A 22,291-nucleotide genomic window follows, 5' to 3' on the forward strand; every position below is an offset into this window, starting at 1 on the left:
TTGATTTTTTGAAAATGAATGTGGAAAAATCAATCACGTTTTAAGATTAATTTTGTATTAAAAAAATGCACACCACATTCTTCCTCTGCCTTCAAAATATAAATTCCATCGCGAAGGTCATTTGGAAATTGAAAGCTGCCATTAAGATTCGCGACTACTCTTTTAAATATTGTTTTGCCTTGTAAGTTTATTAATGATATTTCAAAGGAACCGGATGTTAAAGAAGAGTGAATTTCACATGATCCATTATTAGGGTTAGGGTAAACATTGAATTTTTGTCTTTTAGTTTCAGAGTCAATTGACGTTAAGATTGGAGCCGTGATTTTGTACATTCTGTTCCTTATAGAAAAATAAACGGTACCTGAAGAATTGGCATCTGCCTTTACATATAAGCCGCTTCCAACATTCCAGCCCATTGTAGAATCAAAAATGACAAGACTTGAACCATCGTATACCATCAAATAATTTGTATCCATAACCACATATTTATTATTGGGAAGTGAGGTAAATCCTGATGTGGAGTGAAAGTGACTTATGGATACACCATGACTCGAGAAATATTCTATGTTCAGGACCGTATTATTCTCTACTTCTACAATACCATCGACATAATGCATGAAAATTTTATTCCCAATGCTGTTGTCATAACCCAGGATAAAATTTGCACCTACAATATCAGAGCTGGCAATGCTTGTGACAGTATTTGTAGATTTATTATAATAGCCTAAAGAATCTACTGAGACGAACCCGTTGTACCCAAACAAATACAAATCAGGATTAATTTCCAACATCGGGGCGCTGTAACAGCTCTGGGTGTTTGACAAAGGCAATACTGTAATGCCATTTGAATCCAAAATAGCGTAGGAATCTCCAAGTCCGTTTTCTGTTAATATTCTTCCATCAGACAATTGAATCATAGTTACCGGAAATGGAATGAAATAAGATGAGTCACCAGGGAAAGTATAAGATCCATTGGAAGTCCACGAAGTAATTCCGTGGTTGTCTGCTGAAAAGAGTATGTTTCCAAAGCGTCCTTTGGATGCCGGCCGATTCGTATTGGATACCTGCTGAATTAAAACGGAATCATCGTAAATGTAAATCCCGGAACTGTTAGAGAGCACGATATGATCATTGTCATCAATAAAAAAATCATAATTCGAACTGAAATTATAAGTCCAGGAGCTGATATTCAACCCTTGCCCAAATGATACTGAAAATGCAATTAGACTTAACAGAATAGAACCTAAAACCTTCATGACACACTTATTTTAATTTGGTTTTTAACATTTCATTTTCTTTGTTAAGTGCGATAACATGAAGTGTCAACTCCTCTATTTTTTTAAGCAGCAAGGCATCCATTTTAACCATATCGTATCCATTTTTAATTACATCCTCTTCATTCGGAATTTCAGGGAGGTGGCCATGGTCGGAAATGAAGGTTTCAAGTTCGGACAGCCCCAGTAAATCATAATCTGTATTAAAAACCTGATCGTTCCATTCACTCACATGATCCACCACCACTTCCTGAAATACGCCGGTGCCTTGTACAATTAATTTATTATTTGGGTCTGATTGAGCGTTGTATATAGTCGCCGGGTCGCCAATCAGCACCTGATTTTCAAAAAAGGCTTCGTTTTGTGATTTGAGAATTCCCTTTAGTGTAGAAGGGCCATTAACGATCAGGTCATTCGGAGCCGTACTTGCATTCAAGCCAATCCTCACCGTTCCATAAACGTTGAGGTCGTATTCCGCTCCGGAAACTGGCATTCCAAAATTGGCTTCATTGCCGGAGTATTTTACCTTATGCGTGCCGTCTTTGATAAAACCAAGGATGCCTTCGTCGTTTTCCAAATCCCAAACATGCTGCTGAGCCGTATATTCCATGTAAGAAATCCCTGCGGGGCCACCGCTTCTTTGTTCTCCCCCACCCGTATTGCCGGCACCATTATCATCGATGGTTCTGTGATCCAAACGAATAGTCGGTATTGGAGCGATAAATTCGGGGTTTTCCTCATCTTCATATCCAATTATGTGCAATTGTTTTTGAGGCAAGTAAGGGGTTTGAGCCTGTTGATTGATATTGGTAGCAGGAACATCCAACTCGGTGGAATAAAAACCTATGCCCACATTTCCAACCGTTGCCATGGCACCTCCATCTTCACTTTGAATGTTAAAATCAAATTTCGAGTGCCAGGTTTGTGCCGAAAGGGTTGCGACGAATAAAACGATCAGGCCAAAAGATAATAGCGCTTTCATAAGCAATGTAATTATTGATGAATATCGCTAAGCTATAAAAGAGGGCTATTCGGAAAATGACTATTTAGTGTAAGGGTAATTTGAAAGTGTAAAAGCCAAGAATCTAAAAACTAAGCAAGCAGGGCAATTCTAATTATTATCACTAATAAAAATTATATAACAGCAATCACTCCCATTAAAAAATCAAGAATTCTTAATTGTAAACAGTGCTAATCTTACTGGAAATGATAAGTTCCGTTAATTTCTCTGTAAAAATTATAGCCCCTGCACCATTGAGATGGCCGCGGTCAATGATGTATTTGGCTTGATAGAAATAAGGATATGATTCGCGGTCAGCCATTTGTAAAATGTTTTTTTCCGGCAGACAATTTATAAATGGCAGGGTCTGCTGATAATCCTTTAATGTAAGACGGGGTGGAATTAAAAACAGCAAATGGCAGTTTTTCTTCTCTGCTTTTTCAATCAGCGTTTGTAGTTTTTTTTGCAATACTTCATTGCAGCGGGTATTCTTTAACAATGCATTTACTTTCCCCGAAGCGCGATAGCGCCTTTCAATTTCCAGACTGTCGGAAAGGCGTTTTTCCCTGATTTTGTTATGGAAATCATTTGGATGTCTTTTTTTTATCTGATCATCAATACTCACAAAACCGGTAGTTGTCCTCGAATCGCCCAGCTTGGTTGTTTTTTGTTTTTGAAACAATTTGGGATAAGAAGACAAACGGTAAATAAAACTAATACTGTATTTTATTAGCAGTTTGGTCTTTTCAGGCAAAGGCAAATTTGAATTAATGATAAAATTTAAGGCATAATAATAATATGGGAAATTGTTCCAATAGCTGGCCTTATGGGAAAATATATTTCTTGAATAAAGATTATTAAAAGACTGCAGTTCGATAATTATAAGATCCAGTTCTGAATCCTTCACATCCTTTTCAAGGAATTTTTCAAGAAGGAAATAAGACTCCGGATTAAAAGTTCCCGGCAGTGAAAAATTGTAAGATGCGCTTTTATAATCGGCCATTAACCGATCATAAACTTCCGGAGATATATGATGATAAATACGGCTAGATCCAAAAAAAAGGGTATTGATGTCTTTTGTCTTTTTCAGTGCCTTGTAAGTCTGAAGTTTTTTATTGAATTCTTCATTTTCCAAAGCATAGGGAATGGTATTCCTTACAGCAATAGACAAAAGCAAAAGAACAAAGAGAAATAAGAGAAACTTTTGTAAGAATGCAATCATTGATTCAAAGAAAAATAAATTGGGTGGATTATTATTCTTTTGATTGGAAATTTAAATCTAATAAAGGCGATCTCGCTCCAGCCTACAATAGATATTATATAATTGGAATAAAAAAACCTCAACAAAATATAGTGCTGAGGTTAAAAAAAGCCCTGAAGTAGAGCTTACAGTTCAATTCAGGGCGCTTCGCGTGATCCGGCCTTAAAGGACTTCGCCTTTATAGCAGGCTGGGGCTCCCCGATACTCGCTATACTCGATCGGGATAAAATCCCAGATGCTTGTTCCTCGAACGGGACCTTGCTTTTTAATCGCCGTAATGAAATAAAGGCGATCTCGCCCCAGCCTACAATAGATATTATATAATTGGAATAAAAAAGCCTCAACAAAATATAGTGCTGAGGTTAAAAAAGCCCTGAAGTAGAACCTACGGTTCAATTCAGGGCGCTTCGCGTGATCCGGCTGGGGCTCGAACCCAGGACCCACGCCTTAAAAGGGCGTTGCTCTACCAACTGAGCTACCGAATCATATCAATAAAAAAAGGAGGTTTATTATCTTTGCCTCCTGCAAAATCAGGGTGCAAATTTAGACAGTCAGAATTAAAATGCAAAGACATTATATTTTTTATTCTTTATCGCTTTTAAACTTCTATTTTTTATTCGCTGTAATGCCCTCAGAGGCATCGTCTATTGAACATGCAGACTCGCTTTTTGTTCAAAAAAAATATACACAAGCTTTTAATATTTACGATTCACTTTACAATGATGCGGGCTATCAGTCCGAACAAATGCTGTTAAAAATGGCATTCATCAAAGAAGGGCTAAATGATTATACCAATGCCATTTATTATCTCAACCAATATTATGAGCTGAGCTACGATGAAAAAACCATCGACAAGATCTCCGATCTGGCAGAGGCGCATAAATTAAAAGGCTATAAATACGATGACCTGCGATTTTTTGAGTCGCTCTTTAATCGCTACAAATCCGAAATCATGTGGATTGTATTGGCTTTGGCCATGCTCTTTGCTTCGATTTCCCTCATCAAATACTTCAATAATAAAAAACCTTCCATTACATCCTTGGTAATGGTGGCTTTGTTGGTAATTTGTGGTTTATTAATTAACCTTCTTCCGGATTTCCGGCAAAATGGAATACTTACTGAAAATGCTTTGATTTATTCGCTGCCGAGTTCAGGAAGCGAAGTGCTGGAAACAGCTGAAAAGGGAAGGCGTGTAAGAATACTCGATGAAATGGGGGTATGGAAGGTTATTGCCTATGATGAAAAGCAAGGCTATGTGAAATCAAATCTGGTAAGAAAATTCTGATCACTTGAAAGGGGAATCTTTTTCCTTGGCTATGGCATTGTAAACAAGCTTATCCATAAATCCTGGAAACCACTTGTTCATAAAAACGGTTAATTTGCCCTGCGCGGTCAGGGTAAGGTATTTCTTTTTCTTTATAATGGCTTTTAAAATATGTTTTGCCACGGTTTCGGCCGACATCAATTTGGATTCATCAAAGGGTGTTTCACCTTGCTGTTTGCCTTCTGAGTTTAAGGCCGTATTTCTTATGTTCGACTCAGTATAGCCCGGACAGGCAATTAAAACATGAACTTTGCTTTTGTACAACTCGGTTCTCAGCGACTCCAAAAATCCCTGCATGGCAAATTTGGAAGCCGAATAGCCGGTTCTGCCGGGCAAGCCTCTATAACCCGCAATAGAAGATACCCCGACGACAAATCCATCGTTTTTTATTATTTCATCGATACAGACTTTGGTCGCGTAAACCGTTCCAAAAAAGTTGATCTGCATAAGTCTTTCAATGACTTCCACTTCGGTTTTGGAAAACAATGCTCTCATGCTTATTCCGGCATTATTAATTAGGCCATCTATTCTTCCAAAAACCTTCATGCAGGCCTCAAACATCTTTTCATTATCTTCAAATTGGCTGACGTCACAAGCAAGTCCATTTGCTGAAATATCTTTAGCGATCAAATCAGCAATCGCTTCCTCCAGTTTTTCAGGATTTCTACCCGTGATAAATACAGAGTATCCGTTTTTACCAAATACCTCCGCACAACCCTTCCCTATTCCCGAAGAAGCACCAGTTATAATGACAACAGGATTTCCATTTTCTGACATATATCAAATATAATTATTCCCTGCATGCAAACAATAAAGAGCGGACCTAGCTTTTGGTTTGTCTTGAACTATAATCAACTGGTTAAAATGCATATTTTAAATGATGAATTAATAGGATTTAAAAGGGAAATATCTTTTTCAGAATCCTTCGCAGAAACATGTTTTATATTCAATAGTCTCAATTCTAGGTATTAATTCGTTGTAGTTATTCACTGGATACTGAATATCATCTTTGGCTGAATAATTCCAATCAAGAGAAATATCAATGTTAGATCTATTTAATTCAACTATTGAAAAACAATCATCATTAATTTCACCATTCAAAGTAGGAACTTTGTGAACAATTAAATCCTTTCTTCCGGTTGTGCTAAGCCCATCTGTTTCTCCTACAAAATAAATTGAATTATTGACATCGTCTATCACTAATTGTGAGTTAAAGTTTGAAATAAATTTTTCAAATCCACCTGCATCATATCTTACAGCCCAATTGACATTATAAGAAAATTCATCAATACTTATTAATACAAAATCCTTATTAGTGCCAACCCCATCCATAGTGCATAGTATGATATAATTAGTACCTGATTGTCCGATTTCAAAAGGCTGTAGATTATCACCATATGAACTTAATAATTCAAAAAACATTTGGTCAAAATTTCCTTTTTGAATTACGTTTCCATTGGAGGGGTCAATTGAACACAAATAACCATTATAAACCGTATCCGATGCTGCATTCAGACTTTCATTAGTGCCAATTCCAATCACAGCATATTGAGAAGAACTTACTCTACATATATCACGACCATACATTCTTCTATAAACCCCATCATATTCGTAATATTTCTTATTGAAAGTAAAAGGACTAGGTAAAGGATCATTTGGATTTAATGTATGGTCAGCACTTCCAACTGTAACACGTCTGCTAGCTTCAGCAGAAAACCCGTCAGTAATTATCGATCCAATCATTACTGACTTATCATTTTCATTAATTGCACTAACCCATGTCTCGGTACTTAAGTTTTTATCAAAAGCATAAATATTATTTGACGTGATTGTTCCTGTCGACAAATCGACTTCAAAATAAATGGCATCTGCTCTTTGCAAATTTGAGTTGGCTTGTCGGTTAATTCCCCCCGGTTCTTGTTTTATATAACCATAAACCAAATACTTCGAGTTGTCGGTATCTTTTAACTCAATCTCGCTGAAATGAATGTAATTATTTGCTTCGCCTAATACTTTTTTCCAATTGAAGGTATTTGTTGATAAATTAAAATTGAAAATAAAGCTTTCCTTATTTGTCTTACTATTATATCCAACGGCAATTATTTCCGAATTTGTTATTTCAAAGTCAGTCACAATATCAGAAAAGCTCGTAATCGGCAAATCTAATTTCCTGACAACATTCCCATTTGTTTGCATTTCGAGAATCAATACATTGTCGTCTACACTTCCAAGAATGAACAGGTTTCCACTTTGTGGATGCATTTTTATACAATGACCAGACATGTCTTTAGCTCCCGTAGAGCTGACAATTTTGACAAAGTAATCATTCTGAGCAATTGAAAAATTACATGATATGATAAATAAAATAGAAATTAGATATTTCATATATAACGTAGTTTGTGCTGAAAAAGGGTAGTACGAATGAATGTCAGTTTAAAAACCTTCACAAAAACAAACATCCTGATGTAAGATATTCAATTGGGCAGGGGTGGTAAAATTTTTAAATTTCCAATTAAATGGAGTCATTGAATTTAAAGTCCATGATTCTAAATGATCTACAAAATAGGAATTGATAATAAATTCCTGACTACAAAGACCATTTATTATTCCCTCATCTTCATCCTTTATAGAAGCTTTGTAGATGATAAGATCATTTCTTGAATTTTGACTGCTATAAGCATTGCTTTGTCCCACAAAATATGCCAGCTCATTAATATCATCAACTACCAATTGACCATTGGTATTTTGATTGAATGTTTCATCGGCACCAGCGTCATATCTTCTAGCCCAATTTATAATATAATTGTCCCCTGAAGCATTTTTCTTTACACTTAATAAAATGTGGTCTAAGCCGGAACTAATGCTATTAAAACTTGCTAAAATAATGAGGTTGTCAGTGCCTGAAGCTACTACTTCGAAGAACCGGAGATCACTACCCACTGCGGCATCCCCAACAAATCTTTTTTGAATTCCAGTTGTTCCTGAGGCATCAATTTCCGTTAAATAACCAACATATCTGTCACTACTGTTTCCTGCACAACCCCATCCGGCCGTTCCTATGCCTATAATTGCATATCCATTATTCTTTTTAATTATGTCTCTTCCGTACATTCTATTGCTGTTCGAAGTGTTTTCGAAATAGAATTTATTGGCTGTTAGTGAATTTGTAGTATGATCAAACTTGGATAAAGTTATTCGTCTGAAACATTCGTCAACACCCCTAATGGTAGCACCGGCTATATACGAATTACCATTATCATAAACAGCACTAGTCCAGTCGTCTGAGGTGACATTTCCATTAATTGTTGCTGCGTATCTATATACGGTATTAGGTATCAAATTTCCGTTGAGGTCCAATTTTAAAATCAGAGCATCGGTTAAAGAAGAACCTTGACAATAACCATATACCATTAATCCGGGGGTCGGGCTTTGTAAATCTATTTCTATGTCCCGAAAATAATATTCGACATTTCCTTGACTCGGGCTGAACAACCAATTAACCCCGTTTCCAGGAATATATTCAAATACGAAAGCCGCTCTATTATTATCGACTTTATTGTATCCACATCCATATATGGATCCATTGTAAAATATTAAATCTTTAAGATCATCGACGTCCCCTGTGAGATTAAATTGATCTTGCCAAATGATAGAACCATCGGGGTCCATTTTTAAAAGAAAAATATCGTCGCCTACAGATCCTCCAATAATCAGATCACCATTATCATCGAAAACAAGACTGTGCCCAGACATATCATTGCCCGCTTGATCTCTTACAACCTTAATAAACGGTCCATTTTGTTGTGCAAATGTTAATGACTGAAAAAGGAATACTATTATTAAAGAATATAGCAGTTTCATATCGAATTAATTTTTAATTATTTGCTTCAAGTATCTATTTCCATTGTCATCTATTACATTCAAGAAATAGACACCATTCCTTAATCTACTAATATCAATCATATGGTCGCCAGCTAAATTTTGATCTGTTATAAAGCTAGTTCCGAAAAAGTCCATCAGTCTTAATTCACTAATTTTTGCCTCTTTATTTGACAAGGAAATCGTTATATTATTATTACTTGGGTTAGGATAAACATTCATTGAAGCCAAATCAATAGGTTTTTCTACTTCTTCATCAATTCCTTCTTCCTGTGTCTCTACAGTATAAGCTCGTTTAAATGGAGAGAAGTCACCGTAACTATAGCATTGACATTTATCTAAAATTTGAGGATCTTGTACATTTTGGTCAAAAAAGCTAACATCTAATCCAATAGTTGGTTCATTATCATTGAAATTTATAGGATTAAAAATAGTATGAATAGTTTCTAATAAGTCAATTTTTTCACCACACAAGTAACCTGCCTTGCCATTTGCTCCATCAATTTTGTATAGAAGCAAATCTGTTCTTAAATTATCATCATCGTATGCATTGGTCTTACCCGTAAAGTAGACAATATTGGAACTAGCGTCATAGGCTAATTGAGAATTATAATTCATAGAAAAATTTTCATCAAGTCCAACATTATATCTGTAAGCCCATAAATTTGAATTGCTTAGTTGATCATCTAAGGCTATTAGTGCAAGATCTACATCGCCATTAAGATTACGCACTGTTGCTAATATGTAATAAGAAATATTATTTGGGAAAGGTGTATCATGAATAATTTCTTGAAATCTTAAATCAGATCCTTGACTATGACTTATGTCATACATATAAGAAGTTCCCATTATCGCTCCTGGTATATGACCTTGAATACTTCCGTCGGCAATAACAGCCACATAACTTTCATAAACGTTATCATTGTTATCATCCCCAATTGCTACGGCAGACAATACATCTCCGGAGGTGGCAGAATCAACTCCATAATCTAAATCACTTCCATACATCCTATGACCATCTAACCAATTTTCAAAATAAGTGGTACCATCAGTGAAAATATTTTGAGTATGATTGTGTACGAGGGAAGTAGCTCTACTTGCACCACTACCTCCGGCAATCATAGATCTTCCAAACGTAAATGACGAATTTAGGCCCTGTTTATATAGAATACTTATAAAATCATCAGAACCGTTTTGATATTGAGCATTATCAAAAATACGTTCATACACTTGAGTGCCATTTAGTGGATCCAGCTCAATCATTAAAGCATTTGAATTGAATACACCAATATGACTTCCAACTACTCGAAGGACATTTTGAACTGCATCGAATGCCGCACCACGGAATCTAATATCTGGGTCGTTTCGATCTGTTTCATATACCCAGTTTAAATTGTTATTGTTGGCAAGATCAATGCACAGTACAAATCCAATCCTATCATTATTAAATCCAGGAAGTGTTTGATTTTGACCAATTACAAATAAAGTCGATCCCTCAATAACTAAGTCGGTAACCCGATCCTCAAAATTTGTAATATCATATTCGTGTTTCCATAAAATATTACCATCGAGGTCAGTTCTCATTATCAGCACATTATCATCAATTCTCCCTCCAATTATGAGTTCCGCATTATTATAAAGTTTAACACAATTTCCTTCAAGATTTCTTTCTTCAAATTGGTAAACTTTTAAGCCTGGATCAGTTTGTGAAAATAATTGGTTATTAAAAAATACCGTAATAATTACGGCCTCTAAAATATTTTTTAGCCTGAGTTTCATTATAAACATCTTGTTGTTGTGCTAGGTAAATTATAATAAGATTAAATTATTTCAAAATTAATTAATGAAAATTATAATCTTCACCGCAAAAACTTATTACCCCCCCTTATCTGAAAATGCTCAAAACGGTTTGAAACAGAATAGCTATATCTCCCCAAAAAGTTCTCTTCCTTAAATACTCCAGATTAAAACTCAGTTTGACCGGCATAATTTCCTTAATATAGAATTCCTCAGGATTGTCCTGGCCTGCCAACAGTTCATTTTCATTTCTAAACTGAATGGAAGCATAATCCGTAATGCCCGGTTTAATGCTAAATACTTTCATTTGTTCCTCGGAATAATGCTCAACGTATTTTCTTACCTCAGGCCTGGGGCCAACAAGACTCATTTCGCCTTTTAATACATTAAAAAGTTGCGGGAATTCATCGAGTTTATATTTTCTCAAATAATAGCCTACTCTGGTAATTCGGGAGTCGCGACCGCCCACCGTGATGAGCAAGCCTTTTTTGTCGGCATCCTTATGCATGCTCCTGAATTTTAACATACCAAAATCACTATTTCCCTTACCTACTCTTTGCTGTTTAAAAAAAACCGGAAAACCTGAATCGATAACAATTAAAATCGCAATGATTAGGAGAATAGGCGAGAGAATTAATAAGCCAAGAAAAGAAACAATGAGGTCTAAAAATCGCTTCAAATAACTTTTTGATATGCGTTTAGCAGTTCACTAACTAAATATTCCACTTCAACATTTTTTAGTTGTGGGTAAATGGGCAGTGATATTTCACTTCGATAGAGTTTTTGAGCCACAGGATAATTGGAAATATCATAACCCAGTTTTTTAAAATAGGTCAGGTTGGGAAGCGGGTTGAAATGTACATTTACAGAAATGCCCTTCTCGGCCAATATACTTATGATTTTGTCGCGTTTCTCTTCAGTGATATTTCTTATCCGAAGCGGAAACAAGTGATATGAAGGCCGTGTGTCTTTTTTAATTTCAGGCAAAATCGCCCAGTCGTATATCTTCAATTGTTCAATATAGGCATCAAAAACCCTTTTGCGTTCCTTGTGAAGTGACTCGTATTTCCTCAATTGAACCAGGCCAATGGCAGCGGCGATATCCGGCATATTGATTTTAAGGCCTTTCATCACGATGTCGTATTTCCAACCTCCGGCTTGTACCTTTGTAAAAGCATCTTTGGTCTGACCGTTTAGCGACATCAGCTTAAGCCACTTATATTCTTCGGCTTCATCGAAATTTTTGGGAAGATTTAAGGTAATTGCTCCTCCCTCTGCTGTGGTTACATTTTTTACAGCGTGAAATGAAAATACGGAAAGGTCGCAAAGTTTGCCTGAAAACATATCACCCTGTTTGGCGCCAATAGAATGAGCGGCATCCGCAAGCACCATAATTCTGTTTAATTTTTCCTGTCTTTCACCGTCCGGGACAAACTGATCTGCAGTGCTTTCCGCTACCTTGTTGATTGAATAATAATCAGCCAGCCCTCCGCCGAAATCCACCGGCATTATAATTTTTGTTTTTGCATGTATCTTAGAATAAAGCAGATCGGGATTCATCATAAAATCCTCACCCACGTCGATCATTACGGGTTTGGCTCCGGCATGTAGCACGGCCAGGGCCGTAGCTGCATAAGTGTAAGCCGGAATGATCACTTCATCGCCTTTTTTGAGATCAAACCAGTTACAGGCCAATAGCGCTCCCGAAGTCCAGGAGTTAACACAAAGGGCGTATTTTGTGCCCACATATTCCGCCATTAGTTCTTCCAGGGCCTTTACTTTTGGCCCTGTGGTGATCCAGCCCGAGTTTAAACTCTCCAGTACACTCTCAATGACATCTGAATCTATATAAGGTGGGGAAAAAGAAATTTTCATTTAAATATATTTGACCATTTGCAATGAACCCGAGTCCAATTTAGCCTTTTCCCATCCATTTCTTAAATAAGATTTAATGGCTTTATCATTATCTGATTTTACAGTTAGCAACATCTTATTAAGGCCAATATTTTTAGTCCTTTTTTCAAATTCCTGCAATAGAAATGAACCATAACCTATGCCGTGAAATTTTTGATTTACACCGATGACCACAAGGCCTGTATAAGGGTCCAGCTTTTTTTCTGATTTTTCCGCTTCGCTTATTTCCGGTTTCTTAAAACGGTAAAGCAAATTTCTCAATACAAAGCTGTACTTTTTCAGCAATTCACCATGAAATAAGAGCCATGGTCTCATAAGAATTGATTTAACTGCCGAATTAAAACTGTATTGAGTCATGGCAGAAGCTGAACCCGTTGCGAGCTCACCATCAACAACAAGGCCTCCACAATAGCCAACTACTTCATTATCTACCACCAAATGAAAAATAAATGCCTTGGGCGAAACAATGTACCACTCGAGCATTTTGCATAAATAGTTTTTGCCCATTCGCGATGAAAGCGATTTTGGGAATGCCGATTGATGACATTCTGATAGTCTGGCCAGATCAGAATAATTACTCGAACTTAAATTCATTTTCCATCTTGGAGATAAAATTATCGATGATCACATTTCTGTCAAATTCCAACTTCGCAGTCTGCAGTGCGTTGTTTTCGAATATTTTTCGCTGTTCGGAATTATTGAGCAAGGCAATGTTTTTCTTCAGCGTTTCAAAATCACCCGTTTTAGCGCAATAGCCCAATTTGTATTTTTCAACAATGGCGGCACCCTCTCCTTCACCAAAAAACAATATTGCTTTTCCAGAGGCCATGGCTTCGTAAATCTTTGATGGCACGGCCCCGTAAATGGCTCTTGCCAATGGCACCAAATAGGTATCGTACTGCGAAATAATTTGAGGTATTTCATCCCTGCTAACCGTACCGTGATAATGAATTGCGCTATCCGGCTTTGCTTCAATAAGTTCCAGCAATTCCTGTCTTTCCCCGCCATCACCGTAAATATGAAATTCACAGTTTAGCGCATTAAAGTCAACTTTTTTGCAGATATCCACTATTCCTTGTGCAAAGCCCAGCAATCCGGCATAAACAATTTTTTGTTTTTCACCGCTATGCACAATTACGCTGTGATTTTTAAATCTATTTATATCCACTCCATTTCGAAACAAAATTGCTTTTGTTTTGGTTTTTGATCGAATATGATCAATAATTTCTTGTGACTGGCCCGAAATCAAATCGGATCGCTGATAAAGAAAGCTTTCGATGCCTTCCAAAAATTTGTATAAATACCCATCATTGATTGCCCCCATTTCTTTGGCGCTGAGTGGCCAGATGTCAGAAATATTGAATAGAAATTTGGCCTTTAACCTTCGCGATAGAATCCAACCTGTAAAACCTAAAAGTAAAGGCGGACTTTCAACGAATACGACATCGGGTTTAATTTTTCGCAGTTTGTTATAAGAGCGGAGAGTATTTAAAGAAAAAGTAATCATCGACCAAATCCTCGGAATTGCTCTTTTAGAATTTGATGTGTAAAAATTATATCTGAAAACTGTGCACCCTTCCAGTTCTTCTTGAATAAATCGTTTAGATCGATAATCTTCAAAGACTATGCCTTTGGGGTAATTGGGCATTCCCGTTACCACAGAAACTTCATAGCCTCTATTTTTAAAACCTCGCATAGTTTCCAGCAACCTGTTGGGAGGTGCTCCCATTTCAGGATGAAAATACTGGCTGAGAATGCTGATCTTTTTTATGTTACTCAAAGGGCCGGCTTGTCTTTTTGCCATTCCAGAATCAAGGATACTCCAAAAGGGTATTTCTTTTTGGATGCAATTCTATTTCGCTCCAATAAAAATATCTGCTTTAGCGTATCATTTAAAAGTCCCGGTTTAAATTTTTCAAAATCGGATTTATGCCCATCTGATTTTTGGAAAGGAGATAAGAGTTTATTGGCGAAACGGGCCATTAAAACCAAAGGATAGAGATAAAAATTGAAATAACTGCAGTTTTGAAGTTCCCCTTCTTCCCGATCAAACAAAATGCTTAGTTCATTCCTGGTATATCTTCGAAAATGATGATTTATTTCATCGTGTTCAGACCATAAATGCATAAAAGCCGGAACCGTAATCAAAATTTTACCTCCGGGTTTGCATACGCGGATCATTTCAGATACAGCCAAATGGTGATCTTCAATATGTTCGATAACATCAAAAGCGCAAATGAGGTCAAAACTGTCATTCGTAAATGGCAATTCAAGCAGTGAACCATTGATATAATCCAATCCATTTTTTTGACTTGAATAATCTATGCAATCCTTATCAAATTCCATGGAAACAACTTCTCCATAATTTGAAAGCCAAATGGAATTGGCGCCGGTACCCGTTCCGGCATCCAGAATTTTAAGTTTTGATTTGCTAAAATTGCTTACATAAGCTTCTAAAATCTTTGCCCTGGCGAGAAACCACCAATGATTTCTTTCAAAATCGTAATACTGTTTATAATAAGCTTTTTCCAATCTTAATTTTCCTTTCTTACTACTTCATCGACTAAAAACAAGGGCCTTTCTTTTACCTGAAAATAGATTCGGGCGAGGTACTCTCCAATTATTCCCAAAGACATCATTTGAACTCCGCTGAACAAACTGATCACGGCAATAAGTGAGGTAAATCCAGATGGAACGGCATGACCTGCAAATTTTGAATAAAGCACATAGGTAAAATAAATACCTGAAATCAAAATAGTATATAAGCCCAGCCTGGTGATCATTTTTAGAGGTACATAACTGAAATTAAAAATTCCATCGTAAGCCAATTTGAAAAGTGCTTTGAAATTGTATTTGGGTTCGCCGGCAAATCGCTTTTCCCGTTCGTATTCAATGCCAATTTGTTTGAATCCCACCCAGGTACGTATACCGCGAACAAAACGGCTTCTTTCGGGCATCTCCTTTATGATGTCATTGACTCTTTTTGAAATCATACAAAAATCACCGCTGTCGACCGGAATTCTTATATCGGATAATTTTCTGAGAATTCTGTAATAAAGCCAATAGAGTATTTTCTTCGTCGGCCCTTCTTTCCTCTTTTTACGCACGGCATAAACCACCTCATAACCTTCTTCAATTTTGCTGTAAAAAGATTCCAGGAGCTCAGGCGGATCCTGAAGGTCTCCATCAATAATCAAAACAGCTTTAGAAGCATTGGAAAATTGCATGCCGGCGCTTACAGCTATCTGATGTCCGAAATTTCGACTTAGAAGAACGGAAACGTAATTAGCATCGTCCAAAGATTTTGCTTTAATAAGTTCTGCCGTTGCGTCTTTACTGCCATCATTCACCAGTACAATTTCAATGTTTCGATCAGAACTTTGAATAAGACTATCCAGACGTTTGAAAAGTTCCGGAATCACATTTTCTTCATTGAAGAGGGGAACAATTACTGAAATCTCAGGCTGCAATGGGTTCATTGTCTTTTTTTGTTAGTAGAAGAAAGCCAAAACTCGCTAAAAAATAAATAATCGGCCTTGTCGGGAAAAGATATCTTTGCTCTATGTATACGATGCCATTAAAAATCCAAATGGCTAAAATTATGGAAATGAGCGGCCAGTACTTTTTCCAGCTCGACTTTTGAATAATAAAAAACAAAGCCAATAGTAGTATAAGGTAATTAATAATATTCAAGGCAATGGTAATGGCATAGTAAACGGTTTTGCCCTTAATCCCGAAAATTGAAAATGAATCGGTGGATATGGAATTGATTCTCAAGGTATTTCCAAAAATAATTCGAACAAAGAACTGTTTGACAGCCATAAAAGGATGTTCTTTTAAATCTCTAATAATCCAATCATAATAAACCCCGCTTTTTGAATCATTGCTGTTTTCAATTTGCGATTCGAGTGCATGTACCGAAGAGATATAATTCTGATAATCACGGCTGTCTGATCGGTTGTTGCCATCCCAAAATCGCCAATCGAACTCTTCTGTTCGAAATTGAAATCGGCCAATATGAATGACATAAGCCAGGTAGGTTTCCTGATTCAAAGTTTGCCTTTCATTTGGAAGCATTTTAACAAATGTGGTGATAAGAACTATTACCAGTCCGGCATATACAGAAGCCAAAAGGTATTTTCCCGACATAGGTCTTTTCTTAAAATACCAATAATAGAGCCCCAGAGAGAAAATAATTGGAAGACACAAAATGGAATTTGGGCGGGAGAGCACCAAAAAGATCAATCCTAAAACAAATGTCCAAAATCCCTCTTTTTTTTGAAACTTAATGAATCCGATAATAATCAATAAAACCGATAAAAATGCCGGGCCTTCGGCTAAAATACCCATTGAATAATAGACATGCAGTGGAATGATAAATACAAAGAGGGCGAATATATTTGATATTTGAGCCGAAAAAATTCTTAATAGGGATTTATAAGCCCAGAATAAAAAAATTGTCGATAAAACACAGATCCAGACTCTGGCAAAATTAACCAATCGGACATCCGAAGGGTTTTTTCCGGCCAGAAAATACGGAAGAGTATAAAATAAAACCGGTCCCGGAGCCTTGGTAATGGATATTTCATTGTAGCTGTTCAGTCCGTGAAGATAAGCAGCGATGGATTTGGCCTCTATATGAAAATCCTGATCGCCAAGCACCTTAGCTTTTACCGGGAAAAACAGGATCGCCGCGAAGAGTAATAAGTTGATAATGACGAGTGGAATCCCATTATCCCTATTTGATAAATGCTTTAAAAAAGCATGAAGAAATTTCATGTGTCTAAGACTTGCTCCATTTTGATGGCATCAATTATTAAATGCTCTTCAATTAAATTTCTGAATAAAAGTGTTTGATTTTTCCATTGGGCGAACGCTCGATTTTGTCAAGATACTCAATTTCAAGTTTTAAGCCCTTTTCCAAATAATCATCCAGCATTTTATTGATTTGTAAAGTTTCTTCATGATTTAGCTGACGATCGGCTACCACCTCAAACACAAAGGTGTCAATTGCCTTTTGTTTTACAACAAATTCACGAATAGCACTTCCCGATTCCAGTATTTTCCGGGAAATATAATAAAAGGTAAGCCCGCCTGCTTTTTTCCCACTTGGCAAGTGAATGATATCAGAAGTTCTGCCTGTCAATTCCTCCAGAATCCCTGGGTTTTCACGTTTCAGTTTGCCATAGTCGCCAATATCATATCTGATAAAAGGCATGGCCTTATTGAATAAACTTGTGATCACTATTCTGCCTTCATTTCCTGGTTCAAGCACTTTGTCATTATCATCCAGAATTTCCAAATAAATATTTTCGTTTGAGATTCTCCACTCACCTCGCTTATCGGTCATAGCGATAACATCCATTTCAGAAGCGCCGTATTCATTGAGTACTTCCACCCCCAAAGCCTTTTCAATAGTAGATTTATCTTCTTCCGTACACATCTCTGAAGTAACAATACAGGCTTTCAAGCTTGGGCACAAATCTTTCAGAATTACATTTTTGCTTTCCAGATATTTGGCAAAAGCCAGAATTGAACTGGTATAGCCATAGACAAAGGCAAATGGTTTTCGTTTGAATTTTTTCAGAAAAATCTCAAGCTGCGCCGGACTTAAATCGTGCACCGGAAAGCGATGTCGATTAAATAAAAAATCTTTTAACTGTTCAATTTTCCGTTGTTTCCCTCTAAGGGGGATTCCATAGAATCTGGCCTGCTTCATACCCAGACTTAAGCCATGTTCATCATAAGACCTGTAAATATTGGCATAGGTCCTGGCATGGGCATATTTGTCCTTAGCATAGAAAAAAGGATGACCTGAGGAACCGGAAGTATTTCCTACATGCACATTAGATTTTTGAATTCCTTCTGACAACATTTCTTCTATTGGTTTTTGGAAATCCTGTTTCCGCATTATCGGTAGATCTTCCCAATTCTCAGTCTGATCTGATGAATTTTTTTTCCGGTACAAAGGATTATTCTTCGTATGAAAATTATAGATATCCCATTTCCTATTATTAAGCCAAACATTTTTTTCCTCCGGACTTTTAAATGATTGATTCAATTCAAGAATATCCTTCATCGCTTTTTTCAAAGGAAGGCCATTTAAAAGCAATACCATTCTGGCAATTAAAATTCTAAATGCTGTCAAATGAGATATTCGGGTCTTTTTTTGTGTTAATCTTTTTCAATGGTTCTTCATCATATTCATTTGCACCTCAAATATGGTTTCCACATCGAAATTTTTTGATTTTGAAATGTTATTTCTCCCAATTTCTTCAATCATTTCAGGGTTTTGAATTAGACTTTGTATTCCGGAAATCATCAAATTGTATTGTCCCGGCTCGTACAAAAACCCATTTTTATTTTCTTCGATAATTTCAGGAATGGCTCCGACTTTCGTAGATAAAATCAACATGCCTGTGTACATGGCCTCTAAAATGGAAATGGGCAATACTTCAAAATAACTTGGCAAAATAAAAACATGGGCTCTTTCGAGAATTTCGTGCTTTTCTTCTTCACTTATAAAACCCTCAAGTTTTACTCTTCCAAGTGCAATCTCTTTTTCCAAATCTCCGGAAATTTGCGACTCCATTTCTCCTTTACCAATAATTGTGAAAATAAGGGACTCTTCAGCGGAAAAGGCCTGAATAATTTTTATTAAATCCAGGACGCCCTTGCCCTCGTTCAAGGCACCGAGAAAAACAATTTCAATTCTAGCCGAAATGTTTTTACTGTAATTATAATTTTTAAATCTATCTGGGATTCTTACGGGATTGTAAATTACCCTTGTGTTCTCACAGCCGTATAAGTCTTTAAATTTGTTCTTCCAGAGTTCGGAGCCCACCACTATTGCATTGGGTAATTTTAAAAGTTTTGGTACCATCAAACGATTGAAAGTTCCGGAATTCGTGAATTTGAAAAAGGCACCTCCCACCAAATTCAGATAGGTTTTTTTAAATAGTAATTTAGCAATTATCACATATAAAATCTTATCATAAAATCCTGTGTACGAGGAGCTTAAAATATAAACATCCCTAACTGATGCTTTGATAAGCATTTGCCAGAACTTCCATTTGAGTATAATACTTTCAAAGAAGCGACTAATAGTATTTTTATGATTGAAGCTTGTATTAAAATAATGGATGCCCTTCCGCTTAAATATTCCAGCATCCCGGTACATCAAAGAGATCATGGTCATTCCGCCTTCATAAGACGGTTCAGGCATGAGGAAAAGTATAGACTTAACCTTTTTCTTTTGCATGATCATAACACTGCTTCAAACCTTCACGAATACCGGTTTTTAGTCCGAAATTATACTCTTTTTTGGCTTTACTAATGTCTGCCTTAATCTCAAAAACTTCGGATTTTCTTATTTCTTTTTCTTCAATTACGGCCTTATTGTATCCACTTATTTCCAGTAGTATTTGTACTATCTCCTCAACTGAAAAAGATTCTCCGGAGCCGGCATTAATTAAATCGAATGATTTCTTTTTTGAAAAATCTAAAACTTTAATTATCAGCTCTATAAAATCATCAATATATATTAAGTCTCTTCTTGGTTTAAGGGTTTTAAGGCTTATCTCCTTGCTTTGCTCATCAATTATTTGACGGATGATTGTGGGAATGAGAAAATGGGCGCTCTGCCCGGGACCGTATATATTAAATGGTCTGATAACCAGGGCCGGCACATTGTATTTCTCAGCATAAAAGCCGCATAGACCTTCAGAAACAAATTTTGAATAGGCATATGGATTTGCAGGATCAACCTTATGGCTTTCATTTATTGGTAAATATTCAGGTATGCCATAAACATAAGTACTCGGATAAATGATTTCCGAACCCCATAATCTGCACTTCTCCAGTACATTTCTGGTTCCGTTTATATTGACATCCAAATACTTTGATGGATTTTCCCAGCTTTCGGGTACAAAAGTAAGTGCCGCTAAATGAATAACCTTTTCCGGCCTTTCAGAATCGTATTTATCAAAACTTTTGAGTTCTCTAACATCGCCGTCCTCTTTTTTATGAGCCAAAACCATGTACCCTTCTGCATTGAGTTTTTTACAGAGCATTTGACCTATAAAACCGCCCGAACCTGTTACAAGAATTTTCAATTCTTCAGAAAAACGTTTTTGTTTTTTTCAAATTCATCAATAGCAATTGAATAGTCATCGGGTCGCCCTATATCCAGCCAATAGCCATTATGGCGTTTTACTGAAGGATATTTTTTTAACTCAATCAAATCTTTCATCAGGTGGTCAAATCCATAAAAAGTATCCTCGGGAATTACCTCTAAAATCTCTGAACTGGCCATGTATATGCCCATACTCACTTCAAAATTAGTAGAGGGTTTTTCTTTAAAGTCCTCAAGCTTGTTGGCTGCATTTTTAATTAATACGCCATAATCATTTATATGCGTACGACTATAAGATGAAATCGTGAAAATGCTATTGGTGCTAACATGCTCTTCATAAAATCCGGAAAAATCCAGATCAGTGAGAATATCGCCATTCATGACCAAAAAATTGCTGTCAAGGTTGTCAATTAATTTCAAAGGCCCCATCGTGCTCAATGGTTTGTTTTCCAAAGAGTAGGAGATTTTAATCCCCCATTTTTCTCCATTTCCAAAGAAGGCTTTAATCAATTCGGCCTGATGATTAACGGCAAATATCAAATTGCTAAATCCATTTTCCTTGAGTTGTCGGATAATGACCTCCAAAATTGGAAATTCGCCTATGGGCATAAGTGGTTTTGGTAAAACAACGGTATAGGGTTTAAGCCGGGTGCCTTTTCCCCCGCAAAGTATGACAGCTTGTTTAGACATTGTAAATATTGGCTTTGTACATTTTTAAATTTTTATCATCTGAAAACCACTTTATCGTTTCGCTTAGGCCTTCTTTTAAATTGTAATTTGATTTAAAGTTCAATAGCTTTTTTGCTTTGCTGTTATCACACAACAATCGATGTACCTCAGATTTTTCGGGTCGGATTCTTTCCTGTTCTGAAACTACTTTTACCGTCTTTCCCATGAGTTCGGCAATAAGCAATACAAGATCACCAATAGAAATTTCGGATCCGCTACCCAAATTGATTATTTCTCCATTTATATTGCTCGTTTCTGCGGCTTTAATAAACCCTTCACAGGTGTCAAGGACATAATTAAAATCCCTCGTTGGACTGAGATCACCAAGTTTTATTTCTTTTTTTCCATTTGCTATTTGAGAAATGATAGTTGGAATAACCGCTCTTGCCGATTGTCTGGGACCATAAGTATTGAATGGCCTTATCACAACCAGTGGAAGTTCAAATGCATTGAAATAACTAATGGCCATGGCATCTGAAGCGATTTTTGAAGCGCTGTAAGGCGATTGTGCTTGCAATGGATGTTTTTCATCGATAGGGACGTACTGTGCAGTACCATACACTTCGCTTGTAGAAGTGTGAAGTACTTTGCTTACTTTGTTTTTTAAGGCGGCCAGGCAAATATTTGATGTGCCGCTAATATTGGTATCAATATAACTGCCCGGAGAGTGGTAAGAATAGGGAATTGCTATCAGCGCTGCCAAATGAAATACAATGTCAATATCTTTTGTCAGTTCATAACAGAAATTTAAATCCCGGATATCCCCCGAAATGATTTCAAGATTATCAGGTTGATCATTGGCATAGACCTCGAGCCAACCCCAGCTGTTTTGCGAATTGTATTGCACCAATGCTCTCACCTTTGCTCCCGTTTTTAAAAGTGACTCTGTCAGATTAGAACCTATAAAACCATCGGCTCCGGTGACCAGACATTTGTGTTTTTCTAATTTATCCATAGGCTTATTAATGGGCTGCTTAAA

20 protein-coding genes and 1 tRNA gene are annotated in these 22,291 nt (G+C 36.6%); 1 reads left to right on the top strand and 20 read right to left on the bottom strand.

What is annotated here, in order from left to right; genetic code table 11:
• Nucleotides 1–29: 29 nt before the first annotated feature.
• From HZR84_00840 to HZR84_00855, 4 genes are all read right to left on the bottom strand, one after another.
• Nucleotides 30–1,256: a T9SS type A sorting domain-containing protein gene (locus HZR84_00840; GenBank protein QNL20555.1), complete on the bottom strand. Its 1,227-nt coding sequence runs from the start codon at nucleotides 1,254–1,256 to the stop codon at nucleotides 30–32.
• 7 nt (nucleotides 1,257–1,263) lie between these two features.
• On the bottom strand, nucleotides 1,264–2,256 hold the full coding sequence (locus tag HZR84_00845) for a hypothetical protein (protein ID QNL20556.1): 993 nt from the start codon (nucleotides 2,254–2,256) through the stop codon (nucleotides 1,264–1,266).
• Between the two features lie 193 nt (nucleotides 2,257–2,449).
• Nucleotides 2,450–3,496 carry a hypothetical protein gene (locus HZR84_00850; GenBank protein ID QNL20557.1) on the bottom strand — a complete coding sequence of 349 codons (1,047 nt, stop codon included), beginning with the start codon at nucleotides 3,494–3,496 and terminating at the stop codon, nucleotides 2,450–2,452.
• Between the two features lie 451 nt (nucleotides 3,497–3,947).
• Nucleotides 3,948–4,020 (bottom strand) — tRNA-Lys (locus HZR84_00855).
• 140 nt (nucleotides 4,021–4,160) lie between these two features.
• Here HZR84_00855 and HZR84_00860 point away from each other — a divergent pair.
• Entirely contained in the window at nucleotides 4,161–4,820 is a 660-nt protein-coding gene (locus HZR84_00860) for an SH3 domain-containing protein (protein QNL20558.1), read from the top strand.
• Here the strand turns inward: HZR84_00860 and HZR84_00865 are convergent, their stop codons facing one another.
• The 16 genes from HZR84_00865 to HZR84_00940 all read right to left on the bottom strand — a co-directional run bounded on the left by HZR84_00865 (nucleotide 4,821) and on the right by HZR84_00940 (nucleotide 22,267).
• On the bottom strand, nucleotides 4,821–5,636 hold the full coding sequence (locus tag HZR84_00865; protein QNL20559.1) for an SDR family oxidoreductase: 816 nt from the start codon (nucleotides 5,634–5,636) through the stop codon (nucleotides 4,821–4,823). It lies immediately after the preceding gene.
• Nucleotides 5,637–5,774: 138 nt separating this feature from the next.
• A complete protein-coding gene (locus HZR84_00870; GenBank protein QNL20560.1) occupies nucleotides 5,775–7,244 on the bottom strand; it encodes a hypothetical protein in 1,470 nt (489 codons plus the stop codon).
• A gap of 48 nt (nucleotides 7,245–7,292) precedes the next feature.
• Nucleotides 7,293–8,720 (bottom strand): hypothetical protein, encoded by a 1,428-nt coding sequence (locus HZR84_00875; GenBank protein ID QNL20561.1) that lies wholly within the window; start codon nucleotides 8,718–8,720, stop codon nucleotides 7,293–7,295.
• Between the two features lie 6 nt (nucleotides 8,721–8,726).
• A complete protein-coding gene (locus HZR84_00880; protein ID QNL20562.1) occupies nucleotides 8,727–10,517 on the bottom strand; it encodes a T9SS type A sorting domain-containing protein in 1,791 nt (596 codons plus the stop codon).
• 106 nt (nucleotides 10,518–10,623) lie between these two features.
• Nucleotides 10,624–11,214, bottom strand: coding sequence for a sugar transferase (locus HZR84_00885; GenBank protein ID QNL20563.1), 591 nt, complete (start codon nucleotides 11,212–11,214; stop codon nucleotides 10,624–10,626).
• Complete coding sequence (locus HZR84_00890) at nucleotides 11,211–12,410, bottom strand: DegT/DnrJ/EryC1/StrS family aminotransferase (GenBank protein QNL20564.1); 1,200 nt, start codon at nucleotides 12,408–12,410, stop codon at nucleotides 11,211–11,213. The genes HZR84_00885 and HZR84_00890 overlap by 4 nt, the downstream gene beginning before the upstream one ends.
• Nucleotides 12,411–13,043, bottom strand: coding sequence for a GNAT family N-acetyltransferase (locus HZR84_00895; protein ID QNL20565.1), 633 nt, complete (start codon nucleotides 13,041–13,043; stop codon nucleotides 12,411–12,413).
• Entirely contained in the window at nucleotides 13,024–14,253 is a 1,230-nt protein-coding gene (locus HZR84_00900; protein QNL20566.1) for a glycosyltransferase family 4 protein, read from the bottom strand. Before HZR84_00900 ends, HZR84_00895 begins: the two co-directional genes overlap by 20 nt.
• On the bottom strand, nucleotides 14,226–14,981 hold the full coding sequence (locus HZR84_00905; protein QNL20567.1) for a class I SAM-dependent methyltransferase: 756 nt from the start codon (nucleotides 14,979–14,981) through the stop codon (nucleotides 14,226–14,228). Before HZR84_00905 ends, HZR84_00900 begins: the two co-directional genes overlap by 28 nt.
• 2 nt (nucleotides 14,982–14,983) lie before the next feature.
• Nucleotides 14,984–15,928, bottom strand: coding sequence for a glycosyltransferase family 2 protein (locus HZR84_00910; protein ID QNL20568.1), 945 nt, complete (start codon nucleotides 15,926–15,928; stop codon nucleotides 14,984–14,986).
• Nucleotides 15,909–17,228, bottom strand: a complete 1,320-nt coding sequence (locus HZR84_00915; protein ID QNL20569.1) for a hypothetical protein — start codon at nucleotides 17,226–17,228, stop codon at nucleotides 15,909–15,911. Before HZR84_00915 ends, HZR84_00910 begins: the two co-directional genes overlap by 20 nt.
• Before the next feature lie 52 nt (nucleotides 17,229–17,280).
• Complete coding sequence (locus HZR84_00920) at nucleotides 17,281–18,597, bottom strand: phenylacetate--CoA ligase family protein (GenBank protein QNL20570.1); 1,317 nt, start codon at nucleotides 18,595–18,597, stop codon at nucleotides 17,281–17,283.
• Between the two features lie 36 nt (nucleotides 18,598–18,633).
• On the bottom strand, nucleotides 18,634–19,674 hold the full coding sequence (locus tag HZR84_00925; protein ID QNL20571.1) for a glycosyltransferase family 4 protein: 1,041 nt from the start codon (nucleotides 19,672–19,674) through the stop codon (nucleotides 18,634–18,636).
• Between the two features lie 16 nt (nucleotides 19,675–19,690).
• On the bottom strand, nucleotides 19,691–20,563 hold the full coding sequence (locus HZR84_00930; GenBank protein QNL20572.1) for an NAD(P)-dependent oxidoreductase: 873 nt from the start codon (nucleotides 20,561–20,563) through the stop codon (nucleotides 19,691–19,693).
• A complete protein-coding gene (locus HZR84_00935) occupies nucleotides 20,560–21,273 on the bottom strand; it encodes an NTP transferase domain-containing protein (GenBank protein QNL20573.1) in 714 nt (237 codons plus the stop codon). Before HZR84_00935 ends, HZR84_00930 begins: the two co-directional genes overlap by 4 nt.
• Entirely contained in the window at nucleotides 21,266–22,267 is a 1,002-nt protein-coding gene (locus HZR84_00940; protein QNL20574.1) for a GDP-mannose 4,6-dehydratase, read from the bottom strand. The genes HZR84_00935 and HZR84_00940 overlap by 8 nt, the downstream gene beginning before the upstream one ends.
• Nucleotides 22,268–22,291 lie beyond the last annotated feature (24 nt).

The organism is Hyphobacterium sp. CCMP332 (assembly GCA_014323545.1).
GTDB lineage: Bacteria > Bacteroidota > Bacteroidia > Cytophagales > CCMP332 > CCMP332.